This is a genomic window from Planococcus circulans (assembly GCF_020023385.1).
Lineage (GTDB): Bacteria > Bacillota > Bacilli > Bacillales_A > Planococcaceae > Planococcus.
Genome location: NZ_JAIQCL010000002.1, coordinates 439,636 through 464,169 on the forward strand (window position 1 = coordinate 439,636; position 24,534 = coordinate 464,169).

The 24,534-nt window shown below is 46.1% G+C and carries 19 protein-coding genes; 17 read left to right on the forward strand and 2 right to left on the reverse strand.

Features of this window, described 5'->3' with window-relative positions; translation table 11 throughout:
* Window positions 1-42 precede the first annotated feature (42 nt).
* A complete protein-coding gene (locus tag K8U60_RS06285; RefSeq protein WP_223635909.1) occupies window positions 43-1,275 on the forward strand; it encodes a cysteine desulfurase-like protein in 1,233 nt (410 codons plus the stop codon).
* 229 nt (window positions 1,276-1,504) lie between these two features.
* Window positions 1,505-1,951, forward strand: a complete 447-nt coding sequence (locus K8U60_RS06290; protein ID WP_223635912.1) for a HEAT repeat domain-containing protein — start codon at window positions 1,505-1,507, stop codon at window positions 1,949-1,951.
* 41 nt (window positions 1,952-1,992) lie between these two features.
* Here the strand turns inward: K8U60_RS06290 and K8U60_RS06295 are convergent, their stop codons facing one another.
* A complete protein-coding gene (locus K8U60_RS06295; RefSeq protein WP_223635914.1) occupies window positions 1,993-2,574 on the reverse strand; it encodes a biotin transporter BioY in 582 nt (193 codons plus the stop codon).
* Between the two features lie 206 nt (window positions 2,575-2,780).
* Between K8U60_RS06295 and K8U60_RS06300 the strand changes: the two genes are divergently transcribed.
* Entirely contained in the window at window positions 2,781-3,656 is an 876-nt protein-coding gene (locus tag K8U60_RS06300; RefSeq protein WP_223635916.1) for an ROK family protein, read from the forward strand.
* 57 nt (window positions 3,657-3,713) lie between these two features.
* Here the strand turns inward: K8U60_RS06300 and K8U60_RS06305 are convergent, their stop codons facing one another.
* The gene (locus tag K8U60_RS06305) at window positions 3,714-4,997 is read right to left on the reverse strand and encodes a glucose-6-phosphate isomerase (RefSeq protein WP_317851911.1); all 1,284 of its coding nucleotides are present in this window, start codon (window positions 4,995-4,997) and stop codon (window positions 3,714-3,716) included.
* Window positions 4,998-5,253: 256 nt separating this feature from the next.
* Here K8U60_RS06305 and K8U60_RS06310 point away from each other — a divergent pair, with 256 nt between their 5' ends.
* From K8U60_RS06310 to K8U60_RS06375, 14 genes are all read left to right on the forward strand, one after another.
* The gene (locus K8U60_RS06310; protein ID WP_223635920.1) at window positions 5,254-7,266 is read left to right on the forward strand and encodes a penicillin-binding transpeptidase domain-containing protein; all 2,013 of its coding nucleotides are present in this window, start codon (window positions 5,254-5,256) and stop codon (window positions 7,264-7,266) included.
* A gap of 162 nt (window positions 7,267-7,428) precedes the next feature.
* A complete protein-coding gene (locus K8U60_RS06315) occupies window positions 7,429-8,388 on the forward strand; it encodes an aldo/keto reductase (protein WP_223635922.1) in 960 nt (319 codons plus the stop codon).
* Window positions 8,389-8,463: 75 nt separating this feature from the next.
* The gene (locus K8U60_RS06320; protein ID WP_223635925.1) at window positions 8,464-10,092 is read left to right on the forward strand and encodes an alpha-glucosidase; all 1,629 of its coding nucleotides are present in this window, start codon (window positions 8,464-8,466) and stop codon (window positions 10,090-10,092) included.
* A gap of 372 nt (window positions 10,093-10,464) precedes the next feature.
* Complete coding sequence (locus K8U60_RS06325) at window positions 10,465-11,724, forward strand: S8 family peptidase (protein WP_223636044.1); 1,260 nt, start codon at window positions 10,465-10,467, stop codon at window positions 11,722-11,724.
* Between the two features lie 167 nt (window positions 11,725-11,891).
* On the forward strand, window positions 11,892-13,130 hold the full coding sequence (locus K8U60_RS06330; RefSeq protein ID WP_223635927.1) for a helix-turn-helix domain-containing protein: 1,239 nt from the start codon (window positions 11,892-11,894) through the stop codon (window positions 13,128-13,130).
* Between the two features lie 178 nt (window positions 13,131-13,308).
* Entirely contained in the window at window positions 13,309-13,974 is a 666-nt protein-coding gene (locus K8U60_RS06335; RefSeq protein WP_223635930.1) for a GNAT family N-acetyltransferase, read from the forward strand.
* 204 nt (window positions 13,975-14,178) lie between these two features.
* Entirely contained in the window at window positions 14,179-15,150 is a 972-nt protein-coding gene (gene eutB, locus K8U60_RS06340; RefSeq protein WP_411730348.1) for a hydroxyectoine utilization dehydratase EutB, read from the forward strand.
* 165 nt (window positions 15,151-15,315) lie between these two features.
* Window positions 15,316-17,022 (forward strand): PucR family transcriptional regulator, encoded by a 1,707-nt coding sequence (locus K8U60_RS06345; RefSeq protein WP_223635936.1) that lies wholly within the window; start codon window positions 15,316-15,318, stop codon window positions 17,020-17,022.
* 203 nt (window positions 17,023-17,225) lie between these two features.
* Window positions 17,226-18,410: a M24 family metallopeptidase gene (locus K8U60_RS06350; RefSeq protein ID WP_223635939.1), complete on the forward strand. Its 1,185-nt coding sequence runs from the start codon at window positions 17,226-17,228 to the stop codon at window positions 18,408-18,410.
* A 28-nt stretch (window positions 18,411-18,438) separates the two neighbouring features.
* On the forward strand, window positions 18,439-19,443 hold the full coding sequence (locus K8U60_RS06355; RefSeq protein WP_223635943.1) for a cyclodeaminase: 1,005 nt from the start codon (window positions 18,439-18,441) through the stop codon (window positions 19,441-19,443).
* 13 nt (window positions 19,444-19,456) lie between these two features.
* A complete protein-coding gene (locus tag K8U60_RS06360; protein WP_223635946.1) occupies window positions 19,457-20,656 on the forward strand; it encodes a cystathionine gamma-synthase family protein in 1,200 nt (399 codons plus the stop codon).
* 26 nt (window positions 20,657-20,682) lie between these two features.
* On the forward strand, window positions 20,683-21,897 hold the full coding sequence (locus tag K8U60_RS06365; protein WP_223635948.1) for a M20 metallopeptidase family protein: 1,215 nt from the start codon (window positions 20,683-20,685) through the stop codon (window positions 21,895-21,897).
* Between the two features lie 95 nt (window positions 21,898-21,992).
* Window positions 21,993-23,051: a homoserine dehydrogenase gene (locus tag K8U60_RS06370; RefSeq protein WP_223635950.1), complete on the forward strand. Its 1,059-nt coding sequence runs from the start codon at window positions 21,993-21,995 to the stop codon at window positions 23,049-23,051.
* 17 nt (window positions 23,052-23,068) lie between these two features.
* Entirely contained in the window at window positions 23,069-24,511 is a 1,443-nt protein-coding gene (locus K8U60_RS06375) for an aldehyde dehydrogenase family protein (RefSeq protein ID WP_223635953.1), read from the forward strand.
* The last annotated feature ends 23 nt before the right edge of the window (window positions 24,512-24,534 follow it).

Below are 24,534 nucleotides of genomic sequence, written 5' to 3' on the forward strand. Positions count from 1 at the left end.
GAATACGGTAACAGTACCTTAAATGAAAAGGAGCTGCATCCAATGAAATCCACTAAAACAACGTTTCCCATTACTGAAGTCCGGGCGCAATTCCCGGCTTTGGCCAGAACGTATAAAGACAGACCTGTTGCCTATTTTGATGGGCCAGGCGGTTCACAGGTCGTCAATTCGGCAATCCAGGCGATCACCGCTTATATGGAAAGAGGAGGCGCCAATCTTCACGGGACTTTCCCGTCCAGCTGGGAAACTGAAGAAATCATTTCGGAAGCAAGATTGGCTGTGGCTGACTTTCTGAATGTCCAGGCAAATGAGGTGGCATTCGGTGCGAACATGACTACTTTGACGATTGCGATAGCGAATGCACTCGGCAAAAACTTCAAAGCGGGTGACGAAATCGTTGTCACTGAAATGGACCACCGCGCCAACGTCGATCCCTGGATCATGATGGCAAAAGATCGTGGATTGACGGTCCGCTGGGTCAAGGTCGAACCCGATACAAAAACATTGGATTTGAAAGATCTGGATAAGTTGATCAATGACAAGACAAAAATCGTCGCGGTGGGAATGGCTTCCAACGCCATCGGTACAGTCGTCGACCTCCAGCCTTTCGCCGAACGGGCGAAAAAAGTCGGCGCCCTTCTGGTAGCGGATGCTGTCCATGCTGCGCCTCATCTGCCGATTGACCGGGATCAGCAGCAAATTGATATTTTATTGTGCTCTGCCTATAAATTCTTCGGACCGCATATCGGAATAGCGGCAATCAAAGAAGCGGTCTTTAAGAATCTCGAGCCTTATAAGCTGACCACTTCTCCCAGCTATTATCCGGATAAGCTGGAAACTGGTACGCAAAACCATGAAGGCATAGCGGGCATCCGCCCAGCCATCGAATTTTTTGCCCAATTCGGTGAAGGTGAAAGCCGAAGAGAACAGATTATAAGCGGTATGGAGCGAATTGAAATCTATGAAAATAGCCTGGCTGACCGGCTTCGGGAAGGGTTAGCTGCAATCGAAGGTGTGACGGTTACGCAAGCCGCCAACGACGTGCAAAAAACACCGACAGTCGCTTTCCAGGTCAGCGGCAAGGAGCCTGGGGAAATCTGCAGGAGATTAGCAGAAGACCACAGCATCTTTGTCGCCGCCGGCCATTTCTATGCTTCTACGCTTGGTGAGGTCTTGGGGGTCAACGACAGCGGAGGCTGGGTGCGGGCCGGCCTTGCCCCTTATAGTTCAGAAGAAGAAGTCGAGCGTTTGATCGGGGCCATCAAAAACTTATAAATGAAAAACAGGACACCAGCGGATGAAGACATCCGCTGGTGTCCTGTTTAATTTGAAGAAGTTGTATGTGCTAAAACTGATGATGCTTCAACAATATTGGTCTGATGCAGAATAGTCGACTTTTTTCTTTTTGGCTCAGTTGATGGTATACTGGGAAGAACTTGTTCCGTCAACGGAGAGCATTACGCCATTTCCCGAAAAGGGAAATGAAAAAAGGAGAATGAAATTTTTGAAACAACCGAACAAAAACACCCCTAATTTACCACCGAATTATGACGAATTGAAAAAAGCGGCGAACCGGACAGCAAACTGGAAAGAGCGTTTGGCTGCGGTTGAGGAGCTTGGCAACTGGAAAAGCGATCCAACAATCGACCTTTTGACCCATCGCATGAACCATGACCCTGTCTATCAAGTGCAGGAAGCTGCTTATGCAAAATTAAAAGATTTTGGCGAAAACGTCCACATGCCGGAACGGAAGAAATTTGACTTGATCAAAGACACTACCAAGGTGCTTGTGCGCATCAAGAAAAGTTTGCCTGCCGACCACAGCTATGAGGACTTCAAAGTGAAGCTCCAAAAAATGCGCGTGGATATCTACGACACGTATAAAGGCGATAAAGGCGAGGATTTCGAAAAATGGTTGGAAGACCAGTGGAAATCTGCCCCATCTAAATAAATGGATCAAAAAACCGGATGCCCCTGAGGCATCCGGTTTTTTTATAGATATTTTTGGATGATCGGCCGCAATCGGTAACCGAACAAACCGGCAAGTACTGCCAATAGGAGATCTTTAGGGAGAGGCACAGCCATCCAGGCCCAAGCCATCTGATAGGTGAAGCCTTCTGGTGCAGCGAACCACAGCTTATAGGCTGCATACATCCAATTCGTGCCAAACAAGTAATTGATAGCTGTTCCGGCGAGCGCTGCAACGATAAACCCTTTTTTGGAAGGCCATTTCTCCACAATCAATCCGACAATATAAGCAACGAATACATAAGAAAGAATAAATCCGAATGTCGGACTGATCAGGGTATCCATGCCGCCTGAAAATTTTGCGAAGACCGGAACCCCGGCAAGGCCGATAAATGCATAGACAATCATGGAAACGGCTCCTATACGGCTGCCGAGTAATAGGCCTGCCAAAATTGCAAAGAATGTCTGAAGCGTAATTGGTACGCCTCCAACGATCAAAAATGAAGCGATGTTTGCGCCAATTGCCATCAAGGCAGAGAACATAGCGATATGCACCAATTGCAGCGTGCGGGAATGATTGGTCGATCTGGTTGTAGTCATTGTCATTCTGTATCCTCCTGATTTTCAATATAATTCGAGTATAATCAGACAAAATATTTAAGTCAACTTATATTTTATTTTAGTTAACACAAATTCAATGGATGACAACGGGCAGGTGCAGTGACACTGACAGAAGATTGTATAAAATACTGTTTGCCACTAGACGAATCCTGTATGATAGAACTACTTCAGTCAACTATTAGGAGGCTCTTATGACAAAGGTTTTAGGAATCGATATTGGTGGAACGAAAATTCGCATGGGCGTCATTGATGCGAATGGGGAGATTTTTTATGACGAACAGGTACCAACGGCCTTTCCTTTATATGATTATTTGGAGCAGCAGGTTCTGCGCGTACTGGCCTTGCATCCTGAAGTGGCAGCGATTGGCATCGGTACCCATGGCTTTGTCGATCCGAAAGAAGGGCGTGTCATCTACGCGACCGACATTCTTCCGGGGTGGTCAGGGACAGCCGTAAAAAAACAATTGGAAAAAGCAACTGGCAAGCAGGTAGAGCTGGAAAATGACGCTAATTGCGCGGCATTGGCTGAATCGAAATTCGGAGCGGCCAAAGGGCTTGACCGTGTCGTTTGTTTGACGCTTGGCACAGGCCTTGGCGGTGGTGTCCTATGGGATGGCCAGCTTTTGAGCGGCGGCCGGCACGGAGGAGCTGGAGAGCTTGGCCATATGCTCCTGTACCCGGGCGGCGTCCTTTGCCCGTGCGGCCGGAAAGGCTGCGGTGAACAATATGTTTCCGGCACAGCCATCCGGCGGCGCATCAAAGAAGCTGGTTTGAACGTAACGCCTCAGGAGCTGTTTGAAAATGCAGCAACAGATCCAGCCTTTATGCAAGTCGTTGAAGGATTCACAGCTGATCTGGCCTTTATTGTCAGCAGCCTGCAGGCAGCATTTGATATGGACATGATGATCATTGGTGGAGGCGTTTCGGAATCGGCGGAGTTCTGGTGGGAGTTGTTCCTTCAGAAGCTGGAGCCGCAATTGCTGAATCCGCTGGCTGTAGAAATTGCACAGTTTGAAAATGATGCGGGCATACTCGGAGCGGCTTTGCTGGTGTTGGAAAAGAATTGATTGAAAAAATTCCATTAAAAAAAGCTGACCTGTAAAAGGTCAGCTTTTTTCGATGTTTTAAAATCCAGGTTTGTTCAAGAGTTTAAAGATATTGTTCTTGTAATCTTCGACCCCTGGCTGATCGAATGGGTTGATGTCGAGCATATAGGCACTGTATGCACATGCCAGCATATAAAAATACAGCAAGTGGCCGAGGTAGTATTCGTTGATTTTAGGAATTGTCAGGCTGAGCTGCGGCACACCGCCGTCCAAATGGGCGCTTGATGTTCCTTTATATGCCACATGATTGAATTCCTGCAGGGAGAGCCCCGCCATATAGTTCAATTCATCGTCATCGTTTTCAGCTTCAAAAATCGACAAATCTTCGTTTGCTTCCTGAACCAGCAGGAAGGTTTCAAACAAATTGCGCTTGCCGTCCTGGATGTACTGTCCCATCGAATGCAGGTCAGTAGTAAAGGAAACGGACGCCGGGAAAATCCCTTTGCCTTCTTTCCCTTCACTTTCGCCGAATAATTGCTTCCACCATTCCTGGACGAATGAAAGCTTCGGTTCGAATGTCGCCATCACTTCTGTCGTATAGCCTTCCACATACAACTGGTGGCGGACTGCCGCGTATTGCAGCGCTGGATTTTCATCAGCATCCGTGTTGTTGTAAAGCTCTTCAGCACTTACTGCTCCCGCAATCAAGTCGCGGATGGAATAGCCGGCAGCCGCAATTGGCACCAGGCCGACAGCAGTGAAAACGGAATAGCGTCCGCCCACATCTGCAGGTACGACAAAGCGTTCATAGCCGTTTTCTTCTGCAAGTGTCAGCAATGCCCCTTTTTCGGCATCAGTTGTCACGATAATCCGTTCTGCCGCTTCCTGGCCATAGCGTTTTTCCATATAATCTTTCAGGAAACGGAAAGCGATGGCGGGCTCCGTCGTTTTTCCGGATTTGGAAATGACATTGACCATGACGCGTTTGCCTTCAAGATGGGCAAGCAATTGCTTCAAGTATTCGCCGCTGACTTGATGCCCTGCGAAGACCACTTCCAGTCCGGATTCTTTACTGAAATAAGGATCCAATGCCGATAACACGGCCTTGGCACCCAAGTATGAACCACCTATGCCGATGACTACCAAGACGTCCGCGTTATCACGGATTTGGGCAGCCGTTTTTTCGACTTTCCCCATGAACTCCTCATCAAGCGTACTTGGCCAATCCAGCCAGCCGAGAAAATCAGAGCCTTTACCTTTTTTGTTGTAAAGGTCTTCGTGAATTTGCTTTAAGCGCGTTCTCTTTTCAAGTGTTAGGACAGAACCAATTGATTCTGAAAATGTAATTTCAACCATATTCATCCTCCTATCTTTTGTTAAATAGTTTACCATATAAAAACACTTTATTTGCGGATGTTTTCATCTGCAACTAAAGTGTTTTCTTCCTACGACTTAGGCTACTCCGAAAAAATGACAGTTTTTTTTCCGAACAGCTTGCATGCTGGCTAATGGAATGAAAAGAAATGATATTCAGCGATTCATCTTCCAGCGGAGCTTTTATCCTTTCACCTTTTGGGTATTTATTGGTAAAATAAAGAAAACAACTGGGGGTTATGGTATGGGCAAGAAATTAACAGTTATTCTGGCTTTGGCTATCCTGCTATTTCTGGCTGGCTGCCAGCAGCAGGCAACGCCTGAAGACAGGTTGAAGGAATACATAGAACACTGGAACACTGGAGAGTTCTCGGAAATGTATAGTGCTTATTTAAATACCGGCACAAAAGAAGCTTACGCTTCGGAGGATTTTATCGAGCGGCAGCAAATGCTTTATGAAGAGCTGGCAATTGAAAATGTCGAAGTGAGCTATACTGAGCCGCCGGAAGATGCAGAATGGGATACTGAAAACCCGGCTGATTTCCCGGTGCAGGTGAAGATGGATACATTGGCCGGACCGGTCGAGTTTGAAAAGACAATGACTTTATTGTTTGAAGCACAGGAAGAAACAGAAGCGTGGTTTGTTGAATGGGATCCATCGTTCATTTTTGAGCAGCTGGAAAAAGGGGACGAAGTACGTGTGTCCACAACAAAAGCGGAGCGCGGTGAAATCCTGGACCGCAATGAACAGCCGATAGCCATCAATGGAACCGGCTTTAACATCGGGGTTGTGCCTAAGAGCTTCACAGATGCCGCTGCCAAAGAAGAGTTGGCGGAAATTCTCGGGATTTCAGCAGCATCCATCGATGAAAAAATGGGACAGAGCTGGGTACAGGAAGAGCAGTTTGTGCCGATTGCCAAAGCAGCCAAAACCAACACGGAACTATTGGAAAAAGCGGCAGCAATTCCAGGAGTGACCTATCAGGAAACTGCTATGCGTGAATATCCGTATGGAGAAGCCCTTGGACATTTAAGCGGCTATATCGGCCCCATTACTGCAGAAAAGCTAGAAGAGCTGAAAGACCAGGGCTATACGTCGACGGATTCAATCGGCAGAAGAGGGCTTGAACAGACACTTGAAGAACGGCTTCACGGTGCCAACGGCGTAAAAATCCTGATTGATAAACAAGGAGAAGAGCTGACGGTGGCGGAAACACCGGCGGAAAACGGGGAAACCGTCATCCTGACAATTGATGCAGAATTGCAGAAATCGACCTTTGATGCGATGGAAGGCGAAGCAGGAACCAGTGCTGCAGTTGACCCGAACACGGGTGAAACTTTGGTATTGGCCAGTTCGCCGGCCTATGATCCGAACGAATACATGCTGGGCATCAGTGAAAGCCGCTACAAAGAATTGACTGAAGATCCCTTGAATCCTTTATTCAATCGATTTGGGGCAGCTTATGCACCGGGTTCAACGATCAAGCCTGTCACGGCGGCCATCGGCATGGAAGCGGGAACGCTTGATCCAGCCGCAGGCATTCAGATTGACGGTGCGACGTGGCAAAAAGATGATTCATGGGGAGATTACCGGGTTTCGCGTCTGCATCCGGAAGCACCCAATCCAATTGATTTGAACAAAGCGCTGGTGTACTCGGACAATATCTACTTTGCCCGTCAAGCGCTCGAAATGGGCAATGAAGCATTTATCTCCGGTTTGCAGAGCTTCGGCTTCGGAGAAGAGGTTCCATTTGCTTTGGAGCTGCAGACCTCACAGATTTCCAATGAAGGAACGCTCGGATCTGAAGGTCAGCTGGCGGATACTTCATTTGGGCAGGGGCAAATGTTGACGAACATCCTTCATTTGGCCTCGATGTATGAGCCGTTCCTGACAGATGGCATCATGTATAAGCCTCTGCTGTTCATGGACGAGGAAAAAGGACAGGTTTGGAAAGATGGCTTATTGAGCGCAGACAATGCTGAAACGCTCCGCGCCGGTATGCGAAATGTCGTAGTGGATGGCTACGCACAGTCTGCCAATAGCTCAACTGTGAAAATTGCCGGAAAAACCGGTACGGCTGAATTGAAAGGTGCCATCGGAGAAGAAGGGCAGGAAAATGGCTTTTTTGTCGCCTACGATTCTGAAAGTCCGGATTTCATCTTAGCCATGATGATCGAATCAATTGAAGACAATGGCGGCAGTGATTATGTTGCCGGATTTGCAGCAAAAGTATTTGAAGCCCATAAAACGGAATAGGAAATGGAAGGAGCCATCTGTAGAGAAATTTTACAGATGGCTTTTTATAATGAAGTTTCTAATAAAATTTTGAGCTTAATTGCAGGAATTTCCATAGGAATATGGAATAAAAAGAGTAAGGAATCGCTGGAGATTCGGGCAGTGGTCAATAGGGGGGATTGGATGGAATATAAGAACTTAGGAGGAACAGGGTTAAGGATTTCAAACTTGAGTTTAGGTACGATGGCTTTCGGCCGGTGGATCGACGAGCAGGCTTCATTTGACATAATGGATATTGCGCTGGAAAGAGGCATTAATGTGATCGATACAGCCAATTTTTATGGCAAAGGACAGGATGAATCTTTTAAGTACGGAACTGGGGAATGCGAAGAAATTGTTGGCCGTTACCTAAAAGGAAAAAGGAACAATGCGGTAGTGGCCACAAAAGTGGGCTTGCCAATGGGCAAAGGGCCCAACCAGCAGGGTCTATCCAAACACCATATCATGCAGCAGGCAGAAGAATCTTTGAGGAGGCTGCAGACGGACTGGATCGACCTTTATCAGGTGCACCGTTTCGACAACAGCACACCATTGGAAGAAACGCTATCCGCACTGACTGATTTGGTGAGGCAAGGGAAGGTCCGTTATATCGGCTGTTCGAATTATGCTGCCTGGCAAATGGCAAAAGCGCGGGGAATCAGTGAGTTGCATGGATTCGAGCATTTTGTATCGAGTCAGTCACAATATAATTTATTGTCCCGCGAATTGGAAAGCGAAATAACGCCCTATTGCGCAGCTGAGAAAATGGGATTACTGATATACAGTCCGATGGCTCGAGGCGTGCTGTCTGGAAAGTACAAAGAAAAAGGCGATATGCCCAAAGACAGCCGAGCGGCAAAAGGAGAAGAACTCATCCGGCATTATTTCACAGATGCCAACTTTGAAAAAGTTGCAGCCTATAAGGAATTGCTGGACGATAAAGATTATAATCTGTCGCAATTTGCACTGGCCTGGACCCTCAACCAGCCGGCCGTCACTTCAGCGATTGTAGGCGCTAGCAAGCCGCACCACGTGTCGCAGGCTGCTGACATCAGCGACTGGAAATGGACGGACAGCCTTAAAGAGCAGGTTTCAGCTATTTGATCGATAAGGAGTGGAGCCAAACAGCAACATGATTCAACACTACTTATTTCCAATTTCAGGAAGAGGGAGAGTGCTTTGAAGAAAACATGGTGGAAAGAGGCAGTAGTCTATCAAATTTATCCGCGCAGTTTTAAGGACTCGAACGGAGACGGCATCGGTGATTTGAATGGTGTGACAGAAAAACTGGATTACCTGGACGATTTGGGCATCAATATTATCTGGATTTGTCCGATGTATAAATCTCCGAATGTAGACAATGGTTATGATGTCAGCGATTATAAAGCCATCATGGAAGAAATGGGCACCATGGAGGATTTTGACCGTCTCCTTGAAGAAGTGCATAAAAGAGGAATGAGGCTTATCATCGACCTGGTCATCAACCACACAAGCGATCAGCATCCATGGTTTTTGGAGTCTCGGTCCTCCAAAGAAAATCCGAAGCGTGACTGGTATGTATGGCGTGACCAACAAACCAATTGGGAATGTATTTTCGGAGGTCCCGCCTGGACATTCGATCCGAAGACCAATCAATATTATTTGCATATCTTCACGAAAAACCAAGTGGATCTGAACTGGGAAAACCAAGACATGCGTGAGGCCGTATATGAAATGATCCGCTGGTGGCTGGATAAAGGAATTGATGGGTTTCGTGTAGATGCCATCAACCACATAAAAAAAGATTACAGTGATATGCCCAATCCTAAAAACCTGCCCTATCTTCCAGCGTGGGAAAAATTCACCGATGTGGAGGGACTACAGGAGATGCTGGCAGAACTACGGGATAAAGCTTTTTCAGGGTACGACATTGTGACAGTAGGTGAAGCGAACAGTACCAAATCGCAGGATTTGGAACAATGGATCAGTGAGCATGAAGGAAAATTCAATATGATTTTTCACCTGGAAGCCCATGAAGCGGCAAGCAGCAGCTTTGATGCCGGATTGGATGTGGAGGATCTAAGAGAAGTTCTGGACCGATGGCAAAAAGCGGCGCATGGCATCGCCTGGAATTCGCTGTACTTGGAAAACCATGATCGCCCAAGAACGGTTTCGATTTGGGGAAATGATCAGGATTATTGGTTTGAAAGTGCGACGGCATTGGCTTGCATGTATTTTTTCATGCAGGGTACCCCCTTCATTTACCAGGGACAGGAAATCGGCATGACCAATGCGCCGTTTGACGATATTGAAATGTATAATGATATCGAAACTAAAAATATGTATCGGTATAATCGCAGGGAAGGTGCATCCCATGAGGAACTGATGAAAATTATTAAAAAAATCAGTCGTGACCATGCCCGTACGCCGATGCAATGGAACAGCGAGGACTATGCGGGGTTCTCCAAGACCGAACCTTGGCTTGCAGTAAATCCGAATTATAAATGGTTGAATGTCGAGGCTCAAAAAGATGATCCGAAATCTATTTGGACCTATTATAAGAAAATGATCCATCTTCGCCAAAATTGGGACGTGCTGGTGTATGGAACCACTAATCTGACTGATTCCGGATGTCCGGATGTATACGCGTACGTCCGGGAAGACCGCTATACAAAAATGCTTATTGCTTCGAATTTAACTGACAGCACCTGCACATGGAATACGCCTTACGATGCGGAGCTTCTTCTGACCAATTATGATGAGCGTGTTAAAGGTGTCCTGCAGCCATATGAAGCTTGTATATATTTCATGAAAAAAGAAATTTACTGACGGTCATTGAGTGTAAATGCTGTAGCGCCATGAGGGTTTGGCTTTACGGCTTTTTTTTTTGGAAAAATCTATTGTAGGTATATTTGATTGAGCAATTAGACCTGTTCAAGAATAATTACATAGTTTAACGAAAAAATTTCCCAATTACGGAAAACTGAAACTTCTGCTAACTTTAAAGGTGTGGCAGGNCAATTAGACCTGTTCAAGAATAATTACATAGTTTAACGAAAAAATTTCCCAATTACGGAAAACTGAAACTTCTGCTAACTTTAAAGGTGTGGCAGGGCCATCAAGTTGGGAATGTGTGAAAGTGCGGGACGCCGTCGCTGGATCCTGGCCGCCATAAACCATATTGGAAAAGGGGATTGAATGATGAAGAAATCGGCAAAATTCATCACGACAGCAATGCTGGCAGCTGCGTTGCTCGTACCGGCAATGGGAGTCAGCGCAAATGGGAATTCCGCTGAAAAAGCAAACGGCAATGAGAAGTTCCGTGTATTGATTGATACGGCAAACCAAAAAGAGCTGAAAAACGCTAAAAACCAATACGGCGTGCACTGGGATTTTGATAATGAAGGATTCACCACCAATATGAATGAGAAACAATTCGAAGCTCTTCAGAAAAACAAAAATATAGTCGTTGAAAAAGTTCCTGAATACAGCATTGAAGAAACGTCTTCTGAACCGCTGGCAAAATACTCGACAATGGCGGCTTCCCAGTCAACGCCATGGGGGATCAAGGCCATCTACAATAACGCCAACCTTGCTCAGTCTTCAGGAGGAGCCGGCATTAACATCGCCGTACTCGACACTGGCGTCAACGTAAACCACGCGGATTTAGCGAATAACGTAGAACAATGTAAAGACTTCACCCTTGGTGCAAGCATTACCAATGGTACATGTACAGATCGGCAGGGGCATGGAACGCACGTCGCAGGATCTGCGCTGGCGAACGGGAACGGGGGCTTATACGGGGTGGCTCCTCAATCCGATTTATGGGCATATAAAGTTTTAGGGGACAATGGTTCCGGTTCTTCTGATGACATCGCAGCCGCCATCCGCCACGTTGCGGATCAAGCCACTGCATTAAAAACGAAAGTGGTCATCAATATGTCTTTGGGATCTTCCGCTGAAAGCAGCTTGATCACGAACGCAGTCAACTATGCTTACAACAAAGGCGTATTGATCATTGCAGCAGCTGGAAACTCAGGTCCTTATCAAGGATCGATCGGTTTCCCGGGAGCATTGCAGAATGCAGTGGCAGTGGCAGCACTTGAAAACGTCATCCAAAATGGCACATACCGTGTAGCGGATTTCTCTTCACGCGGTTATAGCTCTACAGATGGTGATTATTCGATCGGTAAATACGATGTTGAACTATCCGCACCAGGTGCAGCAATTTACTCAGCTTGGTATACGGGCGGTTATGCAACAATCAGTGGAACTTCGATGGCTTCACCGCATGCAGCAGGACTTGCAGCAAAAGTATGGGCAACGAACCCAAGTGCAACCAATGTCCAAGTGAGAGCTAACCTTCAAAATCGTGCAAAAGCATATGACATCCTGTCGGGTTCAGGTGCTGGCTATGGTGATGATTACGCATCAGGATTCGGTTTTTCGCGAGTCCAATAATGAAATAAGCAACTAGCAAAAAAGGCAACCCTGGCAGTCATGCCGGGGTTTTTTATCCCGCTTTAATGTGCTCCTATTGAGCTTTGATCAATGGAAGATAGTCCACCGCTGATTGAAGTTTCTTTTTATGGTATATTTTATTTATTCTGTAAAAAAAGGGTGAAAATATGAATGCTGGTTCAATCATCAAGTATTACCGGACGAAAAACAAACTGACCCAGTTACAACTGGCTGAAGGCATCTGCTCGATTTCACATTTAAGCAAGATCGAGTCCAATGCTTACAGTCCTCATGAATCGACCATTAAAGCCTTGTTATTGAAAATGGGCGTTCTATTGAACAAAGAAGTTGAAAAGCATAAGCGTTTGGAGAAAATCATTGGAAAATTCATTGATTGTTCCCTCCATTATGATCTTGAAACGATGCGTGAGATATACAATCAGTTGGAAACAGAAAATGATTATATCCAATCCACAGAGTTGGTCAATCAATACGAACTCTATAAATTCCGCTTTTATATTTACGATACGGAGCTCATGAAAGCAGAAGAACAGAAAAAAATGCTGGAACGTATGAAAGCGTCTTTTTTGGCTCCGGAGCATTGGGTTCATCAATTTTTTCAATCCTTGTACTGGTCTATGATGGGGGACAACACGAAGTCTCTTGAATTTCTTAACAGTTTGGATCTGGGCATCCAAAGCATTCCCCAAAAATTCGAAGGAGAGTTCTATTATCAAAAGGCCCGGATGCTGGTTTTGGCTGATCGCCATGAACTATCGGCGCATTTTGCCGAACTGGCCGTCCGCTCTTTTCAACTGCACCATAATTATATCCGGCTGCTTCATGCGCAGATACTTTTGGCAATCAATTATACCCGCAGAAATCTGCTGGTTCAGGCAGAAAGCCTTTACGAAGTGTTGATCCGCAATACTCATCTGACGAAACAGTCAGTATTGCACAATCAAACGCTCTATAATTACACAGAGTTGCTGAGGCTGAAAAATGCGCACGGTGAAGCTCTGGAGATTCTCCAGGCGCTAAAGGAAAAAGTCGAACCCGACACGTATTTCTATAAAGCGGTTTTGACCAGTCTTTTGGAGTCCATGGTTGAAGGCGGCCAAAACTCAGCTATACAGATTGAAGAGTTGAAAGCGATAAGCAACTCACCTAAAGACAAATATTTTCATATTTATGCCAATTATTTCGAGAAAAGAAATTTTTCCCAACCAGACCTTATGGCCTATTGTGAAGAAACAATGTTTCCATTTTTCAGAAAGAATGGTTATATAAAGGAAACAAAAATTGTTGCTGCTGAACTCGCCGCCCATTACCGAAACCAGCAGCAGTGGGAAAAAGCGTATTTCTATCAAACTTACGATGAAGAAAATGGAGGTGAGTTGAAATGATGAAAAAGAGATTGTTCATCCAGTCTGTTGCATATGCCGCATTATTGGCAGTCGTTGCCCTCAGTGGACCAAATGTATTGCCACCAATCTAATTATCCGATGGCCAAGCTGCTCAAAATTGAGCAGCTTTTTTCATAGTCCGGAGTGAAGTATGATAAGGAGAAAGGAGGGAAAGCACATGTACAGGAAGACCCAGTATGTGTTTGACGGCGATACGCCTGTAGCAGTGGAGATCCGCAATTACACTAAAGCTGATTTTCCGGAACTGATTGCCATTCAGAAGGAAAGTTTTCCACCTCCGTTTCCATCAGAACTTTGGTGGAATGATGAACAATTGGCGAATCATGTGGACTTGTATCCGCAAGGGGCGTTGTGTATAGAAGTGGAAGGAGAAATGGCTGGATCGATGACGGCATTGCTGACGGACTTTGATCCTGCTCATCCCGTGCATACATGGCAGGAGATAACAGATGATGGCTATATCCGAAATCACAACTCCGACGGCGCAACATTGTATGTCGTTGATATTTGCATCCTGCCGAAATTCCGGTCTTTGAAACTTGGCCAGCTTCTGATGCAATCGATGTATGAGCGTGTGGTGCACGATGGATTGGAACGTCTGCTGGGCGGGGGAAGGATGCCTGGCTATCATAAATTCTCAAATACGCTCTCAGCAGAACTGTATGCACAACAAGTAATAGCAGGGAAGATAAAAGACCCGGTCATTTCCTTTTTGCTGCGCTGTGGAAGAACACCGGTTTCCGTAGTAGCCAATTATGTGGAAGACCAAGAGTCTAGAAATTACGCATTGTTGATGGAATGGAAAAATCCTTTCCACCAGTAATAGCTGGAAAACCAATAGCTGAGCCGCAAGATTTTTGCGGCTCGTTTGCCGTGGACAAGAAAACCGGCTGAGCTCCTTGCTAAACTGTATGGAACTTCGGCTGATAAATCAGCCATGTTGAGCAATAGATATATTCGATGCAACAGGCTAAGATTTAGCTAAAGAATTTGTTCAGAGAAAGGGGCTTTCGGCTTGAACAGACAAATGAGAATACAGGAAGTGTGGGAAGCACGAAAACGAATTTCTTCCCTTGTAAAGAAGACGCCTCTGATAAAGTCTTTGGCATTATCTGAAAGAGTAGGACGGCCGGTTTACTTGAAACTGGAAAATACGCATGAAATCGGCGCATTTAAAATCAGAGGCGCTGCCAATAAAATCCTAAGCTTAAGTGACGAAGAAAAGAGACGGGGAGTCACCACCTATTCAACTGGAAATCATGGGATGGCGGTCGCATTTGTAGCGCAAAAGATAGGAATTGAGGCAAGGGTCTGTATTTCAAGCCGTGTTCCGAAAATGAAGGTGGATTCCTTGAAAAGACTTGGTGCCCGGTTAGAAATAGGGGGGGAAAGCCAGGATGCGGCTGGTGTACGCTGCTTTGAATTGGAGAAGGAAAGAGGCTACACCGTAATCGAGCCATTCGACGATCCCTATGTTATTGCTGGACAAGGAACAATAGGTTTGGAACTTTTAGAAGACCTTCCCACTTTATCAGACGTGCTGGTTCCTTTATCGGGAGGAGGACTGCTTTCAGGAATCGGCTTGGCTTTAAAGACCAACAGTCCAGATGTCCGCATAACCGGCGTCTCAATGGAACGGTCCGCTGTCATGTACGAAAGCTTAAAAGCAGGTAAACCGCTTGAAATGGAAGAAAGTGAAACGCTTGCGGACAGTTTGCTTGGAGGGATCGGCCTCGATAATCACTATACTTTTGATATGGTTGAAGAATATATGGATCAGCTGGTTTTGATTCCTGAAGAAGAGATTGGCTATGCGATGGCCTATATGATGGATCAGGAAAGGATGATCGTGGAAGGCGCAGCGGCTACTGGAATAGCAGCCGTATTAGGCAATCAAATCCCGCATCAAAATGGGTCACTTGTTGTCATTATCACCGGCAGGAACGTGGATCTTACGATTTTGCTCAAGTTGCTCAAAACATATGCTTCTCATGGATGAACAGCTAGCCGGTAAGGATTCATCTACGGGAGGAAGAAAACTGTTGATTCAGATTAATGTGCCCCCCGCATTTTCTGTAATGCTATAATTGGAGTTAAAGAGTTGCATCAAGCTTTATTTGCCTGGGGCAAATAGAAATCTGTTGGAGCGCAATGGGGGGATACCATGCAATTGACGGTAGAGAGTGTATTGAACTATGGAATTTTAGAAAATGCCCGCATTTTAACGGCAAAAGATTTTGTGGCTGAGCGCACTGTCCAGTGGGTATCTGTAATGGAGATGCCAGTCGAAAATTTTGTCCGTCAAAACGAACTTGTCCTAACGACTGCCATAGGATGCCATGGCGATCTGGAAAGTTTTAAAAAGTTTGTGCAAGATATCATCGATTCAAATGCTTCGGCATTGATGATTGCAATTGGCCGCCATGTTTTTGAAATTCCGGCAGAAGTTAAAGAATTGGCTGAACGACAGAACTTCGCGATTATTGAACTTCCTTGGGAAGTAAGGTTTTCCACTATTATCGAAGAAGTGATGAAAAACATCAATGATACCCACTACAAAGACCGTGAACGCTCAGAAAAAGTACAGCGGGAATTGTTGAATCTTATTTTGGGCGATACGGACTTGGATCTTATCTCGAAGTACATTCAACGACAGCTGGATTGCCAACTTCTGATAACTGACCGGAACGGGTTTATCCAGGCTAAAAGCGACTATCCACAAAGTTTTATTGAGAAATGGAAAAATGCTGTAATGCAGGGTGATTTTCCGATAAGGAGAGAAGCGGATCTGGTGAATAACGACCCTCTGCTGCGAAAATTCCGGACGGCGCTTCTGGACGGTAAAGTGATCTTGCAGATTCCGGTTCTCCAAGTTTCTGAAGATCCCCAAGGCTACATTTTTGTCGTATTGCCGAAGGAAACACCAGTAGTTTCTTATTTGACGCATTACAGGATAGCGGTGCTTGAACATGCCGCGACGACCATATCGTTATGGCTTTCAAGGAAAAATGCCATTGAAGAAACGAAAATAAGCCTGCGCAGCGATTTCGTCCAGGAAATTGCCACAGGAGAATACACGTCTGCAAATCAAGCATTTTCGAGAGCAAAGCTTCTGGGATATAACCTGGAATTGCCGTATATATGCATCGTCGGGTTTCCTGAAAACTTCAAAGAGCTATTTGAAAAACGCAAAAAAGATTATAATTCATACATTCAATGGACAGAAAGCATGATTCGCTATATAGAAGAAGAAATCTATTTTGCAGCCCAGTCGTTGAAAAGGGAAATTATGATGACCTATCATGGATACCAACTGGTGATTTATCTGGAAAAGCCTGCGGGAACAAATGATGATCACGTCGTTGATTTTTTGGACTTGGCGAACCGCCGTTTAAAGCATCTGTTGCCGGAAGTCGTCATTTCCTGGGGAATTGGAGATTACAGTGAAGGCTTTCAAGGCTTGTCTGAAAGTTATCGCCACGCCACCTTGGCCTTGGATATCGGCCGGCGGAAAAAAGGAAAAGGGCAACGAATGCCCTATAGTGATACACGTATAGATCGGGTGCTGTTGACTCTTGCCCAAAATGAAGAAATGAAGGAAGTGGTTATGAGCACCATTAAACCACTTGTTGAATATGATAAACTGCGGAATATGGACTTAATCGGAACGCTGAAATCCTATAACCAGAATCATGGAAACGTCAGTCAGTCGGCGAGGGCCTTGAGTTTGCATCGCCAGTCTTTATTGTACCGCCTAAGAAAAATCGAATCATTGACGGGATTATCTCTTATTGACCCCGATGATTTGTTCTTATTGGACTTAAGCCTGAAGACTTGGGAAATTGGCGTCGCAGAACATACAAATGGATAAACCGCCATCCGAACTTGCAACTCAGAGTTCGGATGGCGTTTTTTTCTCTTGAGGCGTGGACCAACAAGAAAATATGACTACGATAAATGTAAATCTTCATACAATATTGCAGATGATAGTTTGGTGGAGAATGTTCTATACTGAACCCACGGAAACCTTATTCCGAAAATTCGAAAACCTTATACATTGGGGAGGGATTTTCCATGTCATTTGGAACAGCGGAGTACCAAGAAAGAATACGAAAGACAAAAGAGCGGATGTCGGCGAGGGGGATAGAAGTCTTGCTGATCACCGATCCGGCAAATATGAACTACCTCTCTGGTTACGATGCTTGGTCGTTTTATGTACATCAGATGCTGATCGTCATTGACGACGAAGACCAGCCGATCTGGGTAGGGCGGACAATGGATGCAAATGGAGCAAAAATTACAACATGGCTGTACCATGACAACATCATTCCTTATCCGGACACGTATGTTCAATCAGATGTAAAGCATCCAATGGATTTTGTAGCTGATATTCTAAAGCAAATCGGACAGCAGAATCGCAGTATAGGCGTTGAAATGGAGAATTATTATTTTACTGCAAAATGCTACGAACAATTGAAAAAAGGCTTGCCGAATGCCCGTTTCCAAGATGCGACTTCATTGGTGAATTGGATACGGCTTATAAAATCCGATCAGGAAATCACTTACATGAAACGGGCTGCTTTATTCGCCGGAAAAGCAATGACTGTGGGAATTGAGATGATAAATGAAGGAATCCGTGAATGTGATGTGGCCGCCCAAATCCTGCGTGCGCAAGTGACAGGCACAGAGGAATTCGGCGGGGACTATCCGGCCATTATGCCGCTGTTGCCATCAGGTGAAAAAACATCGACCCCTCATCTGACATGGACGGACGCCCGCTATAAGAAAAATGAATCAGTGATTTTAGAATTGGCCGGTTGCTATAAACGATACCATTCGCCGTTGGCACGGACTGTCCATATCGGAACGCCAAGCAATGAAATGAAGTTACTAGTTCAGGTGACGTTGGAAGGGCTTGAAGAATGCCTTGCAATGATCAGACCTGGAATTGCCTTGGAGGAGATCTGCGAAGTCTGGACCAGATCGATTGCTAGATATGGTTTCGAAAAAGAGTCCCGCCTCGGTTACCCGGTGGGGTTGAATTATCCGCCGGATTGGGGTGAACACACTGCAAGCATTCGCAAAGGCGACCGAACCATCCTTGAGCCGAATATGACATTTCATCTAATTCCGGGAATGTGGTACGACAAATCCGGTTTTGAAGTAAGTGAAGCTTTTCGCGTGACAGAGAATGGCTGTGAAACTTTAGCGAATCTGCCTAGAGGACTGCACATCAAGGGCGAAATCTTAATTAAATAGAGAACTCCATTTAAGGAGGTGCTAAAACTTGTTGATCTACACCGAGCAGGAAGTGAAGCAATATATCACCTTGAATCTGGAAGCGAAGATGGTGATCGAAGACGGGTTCAACAAATTGGTGCAGGGCCATGTGGAGATGCCGCCCATCATGCGGATAGACATCCATGACCATAACGGTGAAGTGGACGTCAAGACAGCTTATGTGAAAGGCAAAGAGATGTTTGCCATCAAAGTGTCTTCCGGTTTTTTTGATAATCCCCAAATCGGCTTGCCGAGCGGCAATGGATTCATGATGTTGCTGAGTGCACAAACCGGTATTCCGCAGGCACTTTTCCTGGATAATGGCTATTTGACCGAAATCCGAACTGCAGCGGCTGGAGCGATTGCCGCCGATTACCTGGCGCGAAAAGACATCCACACTGTCGGAGTGATCGGAGCAGGAAGCCAGGCGAGATTCCAGCTGAAAGCATTGGCATTGGTCAGGGATTTCAAAAGGGTTCTTGTATATGCAAGATCTGACGAACGGGCCAGGCAATACGCAGAAGAAATGAGTGGAATTCTCGGCAAAGAAGTCAAAGCAGCAGAAAGTGCCGAACAAGTGGTCCGCAGCAGCGGTCTGGTCGTGACAACGACTCCGGCCACTGAGCCGCTCGTAAAAGCAGAATGGCTGCATGCCGGTCTTCACATTACAGCAATGGGCTCAGACGCTGAACAAAAGCAGGAACTCGAGACGCGGGTCCTGGCAGCGGCGGATAAAGTTGTCTGTGATGCCAAAGCGCAATGCGCTAAGCTCGGGGAATTGCACCATGCTTTGGACAGCGGCGAACTAAAGGATGTATCCCAGGTTATCGAACTTGGCCAATTGACTTCCAAAGAGTTGAAGGGCCGTGACAATGATAACCAGATTACAGTTTGCGATTTAACCGGTACCGGCGTACAGGATACGGCCATTGCCCTGTTTGCTTATCAAGAATTGCAAAAGCACCAAACAGGGGTGGAAATCGACAATCATCATGAGTTCCAAAAAAACTAAGAGGAGTGGTCATATGACACAAAAAGATATTCATGCAGGGACAAAAGCAGTATGGGCAGGAGAAAAAGAATATTTGGTTCACGGGGCAACTCAAGTACCCGTAGTATTGAGCGTAGCTTATACGTATGACGATATGGATGAATGGTATGACGTCGCGATCGGCAAGAAAAAAGGCCATATCTATGGGCGCAACACAAATCCGACAGTACAGGCGTTTGAAGATAAAGTGAAGATTCTGGAAGGAGCCGAAGCGGCAACCAGCTTTTCCACCGGAATGGCGGCAATCAGCAATACGTTAGCGACATTCCTGTTGCCGGGCGATCGTATTGTTTCGGTTAAAGACACATACGGCGGCACCAATAAAATCTTCACGGAATTTCTACCACGACAAAATATTGAAGTCGCTTTGGCCGAAACCGGCAATCATGAATCAATTGAAGCGGAAGTTTCAAAAGGGTGTAAAATCCTTTATTTGGAAACGCCGACAAACCCAACAGTTAAAATCACCGATATTGAACGAATGGCAAAAGCGGGACATGAAGTTGGGGCTCTCGTGATCATCGATAATACATTCGGAACGCCGATCAACCAAAACCCTCTTGAGCTTGGTGTGGATTTGGTCATACACAGCGCAACAAAATTTCTCGGCGGCCATGCAGATGCTTTGGGTGGGGTATTAGTCGGTTCCCATGAACTTGTTGAACAAGTTTACCATTACCGCGAAATCAACGGCGCTACAATGGATCCGATGGCGGCATACTTGACTTTGCGCGGCATGAAAACACTTCACCTCCGCGTACGTGAGCAATGCAAAAATGCAATGGAGCTTGCCAAATACCTTCAAACAAAAGAGTTGGTTGAAGATGTCTTCTACCCTGGACTCGAAACGCATCCAAACCATGATATTGCGAAAAAACAAATGAAGGATTTCGGCGGCATGCTCAGTTTTGCAGTGAAAGGCGGCGTCGATACGGTACGGGACCTTCTTCCAAAATTGCAATATGCCCATCGTGCAGCCAATCTGGGGGCAGTGGAAACGACGGTTGGCCCAGCACGGACAACAAGCCATGTAGAGTGTACGCCCGAAGAACGTGCAGCAATGGGAATTCCTGAAGGGCTGATCCGAGTGTCTTGCGGCATCGAGAATATCGAAGACATTATTGCTGATTTTGAACAAGCATTCAAACACGTGGAAAACGCACTTAAAGTTTAAATTTCAGGATTCGAGGTGCAGAGTGGATGCCTGGACATCATATTGTCGATCAAGCCGACTCCCTAGCAGACAAACTGATTGCATGGCGGCGCACATTCCATCAATATCCCGAACTCAGTTTTCAGGAGTTCAAAACCTCTCAGTATATTGCACAAGCTTTAGAGGAAATTGACGGCATCGAGGTGGAAACTGGAATCGGGTTAGAAACGAGTGTCATCGGCACCTTGACTTCCGGAGAAGGGCCGACAATCGCCGTTAGAGCGGATATTGATGCGCTTCCCATCGAAGAAGAAAACGAAATCGATTATCGTTCACAAAATCCGGGGATGATGCATGCTTGCGGCCATGATGCGCATGCAGCAATCCTGTTGGGAGCTGCTGTAATTTTAGCTGAACAGTTCAAAAAAAATGACATCAAAGGAACTGTTAAATTCATCTTTCAACCAGCGGAAGAATGCATAGACGAAGCAGGATTGTCAGGATCTCCTTATCTGGTGCAGGCAGGGGCATACGACGGAGTAGAGGTGGCGATTGCGCTTCATATGTGTCCATGGCTGCCTGCTGGAGAAGTCCAGATCAGTGATGGATACAGCATGGCAAATGTCGATGTTTTTCAGGCGAAAATCATGGGCACTGGCGGACATGGTGCTTATCCGGAACTAGGAACCGATCCAACCTGGATGCTCGGCCCTGTTTTACAGGCATTGCACGGTATTGTTTCACGCAAAGTGCCTGCATTAGAAGGAGCTGTGATCAGCATCGGCCAAATTCATGCTGGAACAGCAAGCAATATCATACCGACGGAAGTGGAAATTGAGGGGACGATCCGCAGCTATTCCACTGAAATCCGTGAGCTATTATCAACCGAATTGAACAAAGCGTTCTCGATTGTAGAAAACCTGGACGGCGAATATTTTTTGGAAATTCATAGAGGCGAGCCGGCACTGGTCAATGACCCAGCCGTTAATGACAGGATCCTGAAAGCGATGTACGAACTCTATCCAAAGTTGCGGATCACCAAAAAGCCTTTTGGCATGGGTGGAGAAGATTTTGGATATGTCACACAAAAACTGCCGAGCTCCATGTTTTTCCTAGGAAGTTCCCTGACAGATGGGGTCCATCGGGATCTCCACACGCCGACTTTCGATATTGACGAAAACTGCCTCCCGATTGGAGCGGCAATTCTTGCACAAACAGCGCTTAATTTTTTGACAGAGGAAAGAACAGCTGCCGACAACTAAAGCTCTGTGGGTATGTTCACAAAACAATTGCGTTATGTGTCTGGAATTGGAAGAAACCGGCGCAGTTGAATCCAACAAGATAGAGGTGGAAAACCGTGGTCTATAAATTAGCTTTTATAGGATTTGGCGTAGTCGGACAAGGCTTGGCTGAAATCCTTCGGGATAAGAAAGAATCATTGAAGCGGGATGAGGATTTTGAAGCGCAGATTGTGGCGATTTCTGATTTGAGGAAAGGCGCTATTTATCATCCGAATGGCCTTGATATCAATGTGATTTTGAAAACGCTGAAAGAAACCGGGAATCTGGAAGACTATCCTCAAACTTCAGGACTGATCAAAGGGTGGGATAGTTTGACGACCATTCGGGAATCCAATGCAGACACTATCATTGAAGTATCCTATACGGATGTGAAAACAGGCCAACCGGCAATCGACCATTGCAAAACGGCTTTCGAAAACGGCAAGAACGTGGTGATGACCAACAAAGGGCCGGTCGCTTTGGCGTATAAGGAGCTTTCGGGAATTGCTGAACAGCACGGAGTGTCTTGGGGATTTGAAGGCACTGTAATGAGTGGGACGCCGGCACTTCGGATGCCGGTTGCGACACTTGCGGGAAATGAAATTACAGAAGTGCGGGGAATCTTGAATGGAACCACAAATTATATTTTAACGAAAATGGAGACAGAAGGTGTCAGTTACGAGGAGGCTTTGAAGGAAGCGCAGAATTTAGGCTTTGCTGAAGCGGATCCGACCAGTGATGTAGAAGGCTACGATGCCCGCTATAAAATTGTTATTCTATCGAACTATGTGATGAAAGCGCCGTTGACCGTTGAAGAAGTTTCATGCCAAGGAATTTCAAGCCTTACATTAAAAGATATTGAGGAAGCGAAAAAAGAAGGGAAGCGTTGGAAGCTTATAGCGAAAGCACGTAAAGAGGGGTCCAAAGTCATCGCTTCGATTGCTCCAGAGAAAGTGGACCTGACTGATCCGTTGGCATCTGTCGGCGGAGCCGTCAATGCAATCACCTATGAGACCGACCTTCTGGGATCCGTAACCTTGAGCGGCGCGGGAGCGGGAAAGACAGAGACAGGTTTTTCGTTATTGATTGACCTTATTACGATTTCCCGTGAAAAACATGCGGTAAAATTACTATGAGATTAGGGGGTAATTGTTTGAGGACTCATCTTACAGGCCAAAAAATGTTTTTTGCAGGAAAATGGGTGAACAGTGAGCAGATCATTGAAGTACGGAACCCCCAAGACAACAGCATCATCGATGTAGTTCCTGCCGCTACAGCGGAAGATATGTTGAACTGTGTGAAAGAGGCAGAAGAAGGAGCCGAAATAGCAGCCGCAATGCCTGTCCACGAGCGTATAAAAGTAATCAATGGCGCTGCTGATCACATCGAACAGCATAGCGGGAAATACGCCCGGACGATTGCCCTGGAAAGCAGCAAAACGATTCGTGAAGCGAAAAAGGAAGTAGGGCGTGCTATTCAAACTTTACGTATCAGTGCGGAAGAAGCAAGGCGGATCAACGGAGAAACCATTCCTTTCGATCAATCGCCAGGAAGCGAAAATCGCATCGGCTATTTCTACCGTTTTCCAATCGGTATTATCGGAGCGATTACCCCATTCAACGATCCACTCAATTTGGTTGCACATAAAATTGGTCCAGCCATTGCGTCAGGAAATGCCATCATCGTTAAGCCGGCAACTGTTACACCTTTAAGTGCGTTGCTCTTGGCGGAAGCTTTTTCCCTAGCCGGCTTGCCAGCAAAAGTCTTGTCCGTGATCACCGGCCATGGCAGGGAAATCGGAGATGCACTTGTTACACATCCTGCAGTTCGGATGATCACCTTCACTGGCGGGCTGGAAGCGGGTGAAGACATTTCGCGTAAAGCGGGATTGAAGAAAATCAGCATGGAACTGGGGTCGAATTCGCCCGTCATCGTACTGGAGGACGCCGATTTGGAAGAGGCTGTGGACTCCAGCGTTTCAGGAGCTTTCTGGGCGGCCGGACAAAACTGTTTGAGCGTTCAGCGGATCTATATTCAGGAAAGCGTCTTTGAATCATTCAAGACGCAGTTCGTTGAGCGCACTGGGGAATACATCGTCGGAGATAAATTATCCGAGCTCACAGATATGGGGCCGCTGATTACTGAAAAGGAAGCGATGCGTGTTGAACAACTGATTGAAGAAGCGGTAAGCAGAGGCGCGGTTGTTTTAACAGGGGGAGAGCGGACTGGAGCTTTTTACTCGCCGACTGTACTGACGGATGTTCCCGAAAATTGCACGATCGCCAAAGAAGAAGTTTTTGGTCCTGTAGTATTGCTGTACGCAGTAGCCGATCTCGACGAGGCAATCGCATTATCAAATAACGTGAATTATGGATTGCAGGCAGGAATTTTTACGAAAAATATAGATTTAGCGCATAAGGCGATCGCCAAATTGGATGTAGGCGGAATCATGGTTAATGACAGCAGCGATTACCGAATCGATGCGATGCCATTCGGCGGGGTAAAAAATTCGGGATTAGGCCGTGAAGGCATCAAATTTTCGATTCAGGAAATGACCGAGCCGAAAGTTGTCTGTTTTAAACTGTCGAGTCACTAAAGGAACGGCCTGAAAAACGATTG

Bases quoted from the DNA above. Each gene is read 5' to 3' on its own strand.
- K8U60_RS06285 (WP_223635909.1), top strand. From the start codon at position 43: ATGAAATCCACTAAAACAACGTTTCCCATTACTGAAGTCCGGGCGCAA.
- K8U60_RS06295 (WP_223635914.1), bottom strand. From the start codon at position 2,574: ATGACAATGACTACAACCAGATCGACCAATCATTCCCGCACGCTGCAA.
- K8U60_RS06300 (WP_223635916.1), top strand. From the start codon at position 2,781: ATGACAAAGGTTTTAGGAATCGATATTGGTGGAACGAAAATTCGCATG.
- K8U60_RS06305 (WP_317851911.1), bottom strand. From the start codon at position 4,997: ATGAATATGGTTGAAATTACATTTTCAGAATCAATTGGTTCTGTCCTA.
- K8U60_RS06310 (WP_223635920.1), top strand. From the start codon at position 5,254: ATGGGCAAGAAATTAACAGTTATTCTGGCTTTGGCTATCCTGCTATTT.
- K8U60_RS06315 (WP_223635922.1), top strand. From the start codon at position 7,429: ATGGAATATAAGAACTTAGGAGGAACAGGGTTAAGGATTTCAAACTTG.
- K8U60_RS06325 (WP_223636044.1), top strand. From the start codon at position 10,465: ATGAAGAAATCGGCAAAATTCATCACGACAGCAATGCTGGCAGCTGCG.
- K8U60_RS06330 (WP_223635927.1), top strand. From the start codon at position 11,892: ATGAATGCTGGTTCAATCATCAAGTATTACCGGACGAAAAACAAACTG.
- K8U60_RS06335 (WP_223635930.1), top strand. From the start codon at position 13,309: ATGTACAGGAAGACCCAGTATGTGTTTGACGGCGATACGCCTGTAGCA.
- eutB (WP_411730348.1), top strand. From the start codon at position 14,179: ATGAGAATACAGGAAGTGTGGGAAGCACGAAAACGAATTTCTTCCCTT.
- K8U60_RS06345 (WP_223635936.1), top strand. From the start codon at position 15,316: ATGCAATTGACGGTAGAGAGTGTATTGAACTATGGAATTTTAGAAAAT.
- K8U60_RS06350 (WP_223635939.1), top strand. From the start codon at position 17,226: ATGTCATTTGGAACAGCGGAGTACCAAGAAAGAATACGAAAGACAAAA.
- K8U60_RS06360 (WP_223635946.1), top strand. From the start codon at position 19,457: ATGACACAAAAAGATATTCATGCAGGGACAAAAGCAGTATGGGCAGGA.
- K8U60_RS06365 (WP_223635948.1), top strand. From the start codon at position 20,683: ATGCCTGGACATCATATTGTCGATCAAGCCGACTCCCTAGCAGACAAA.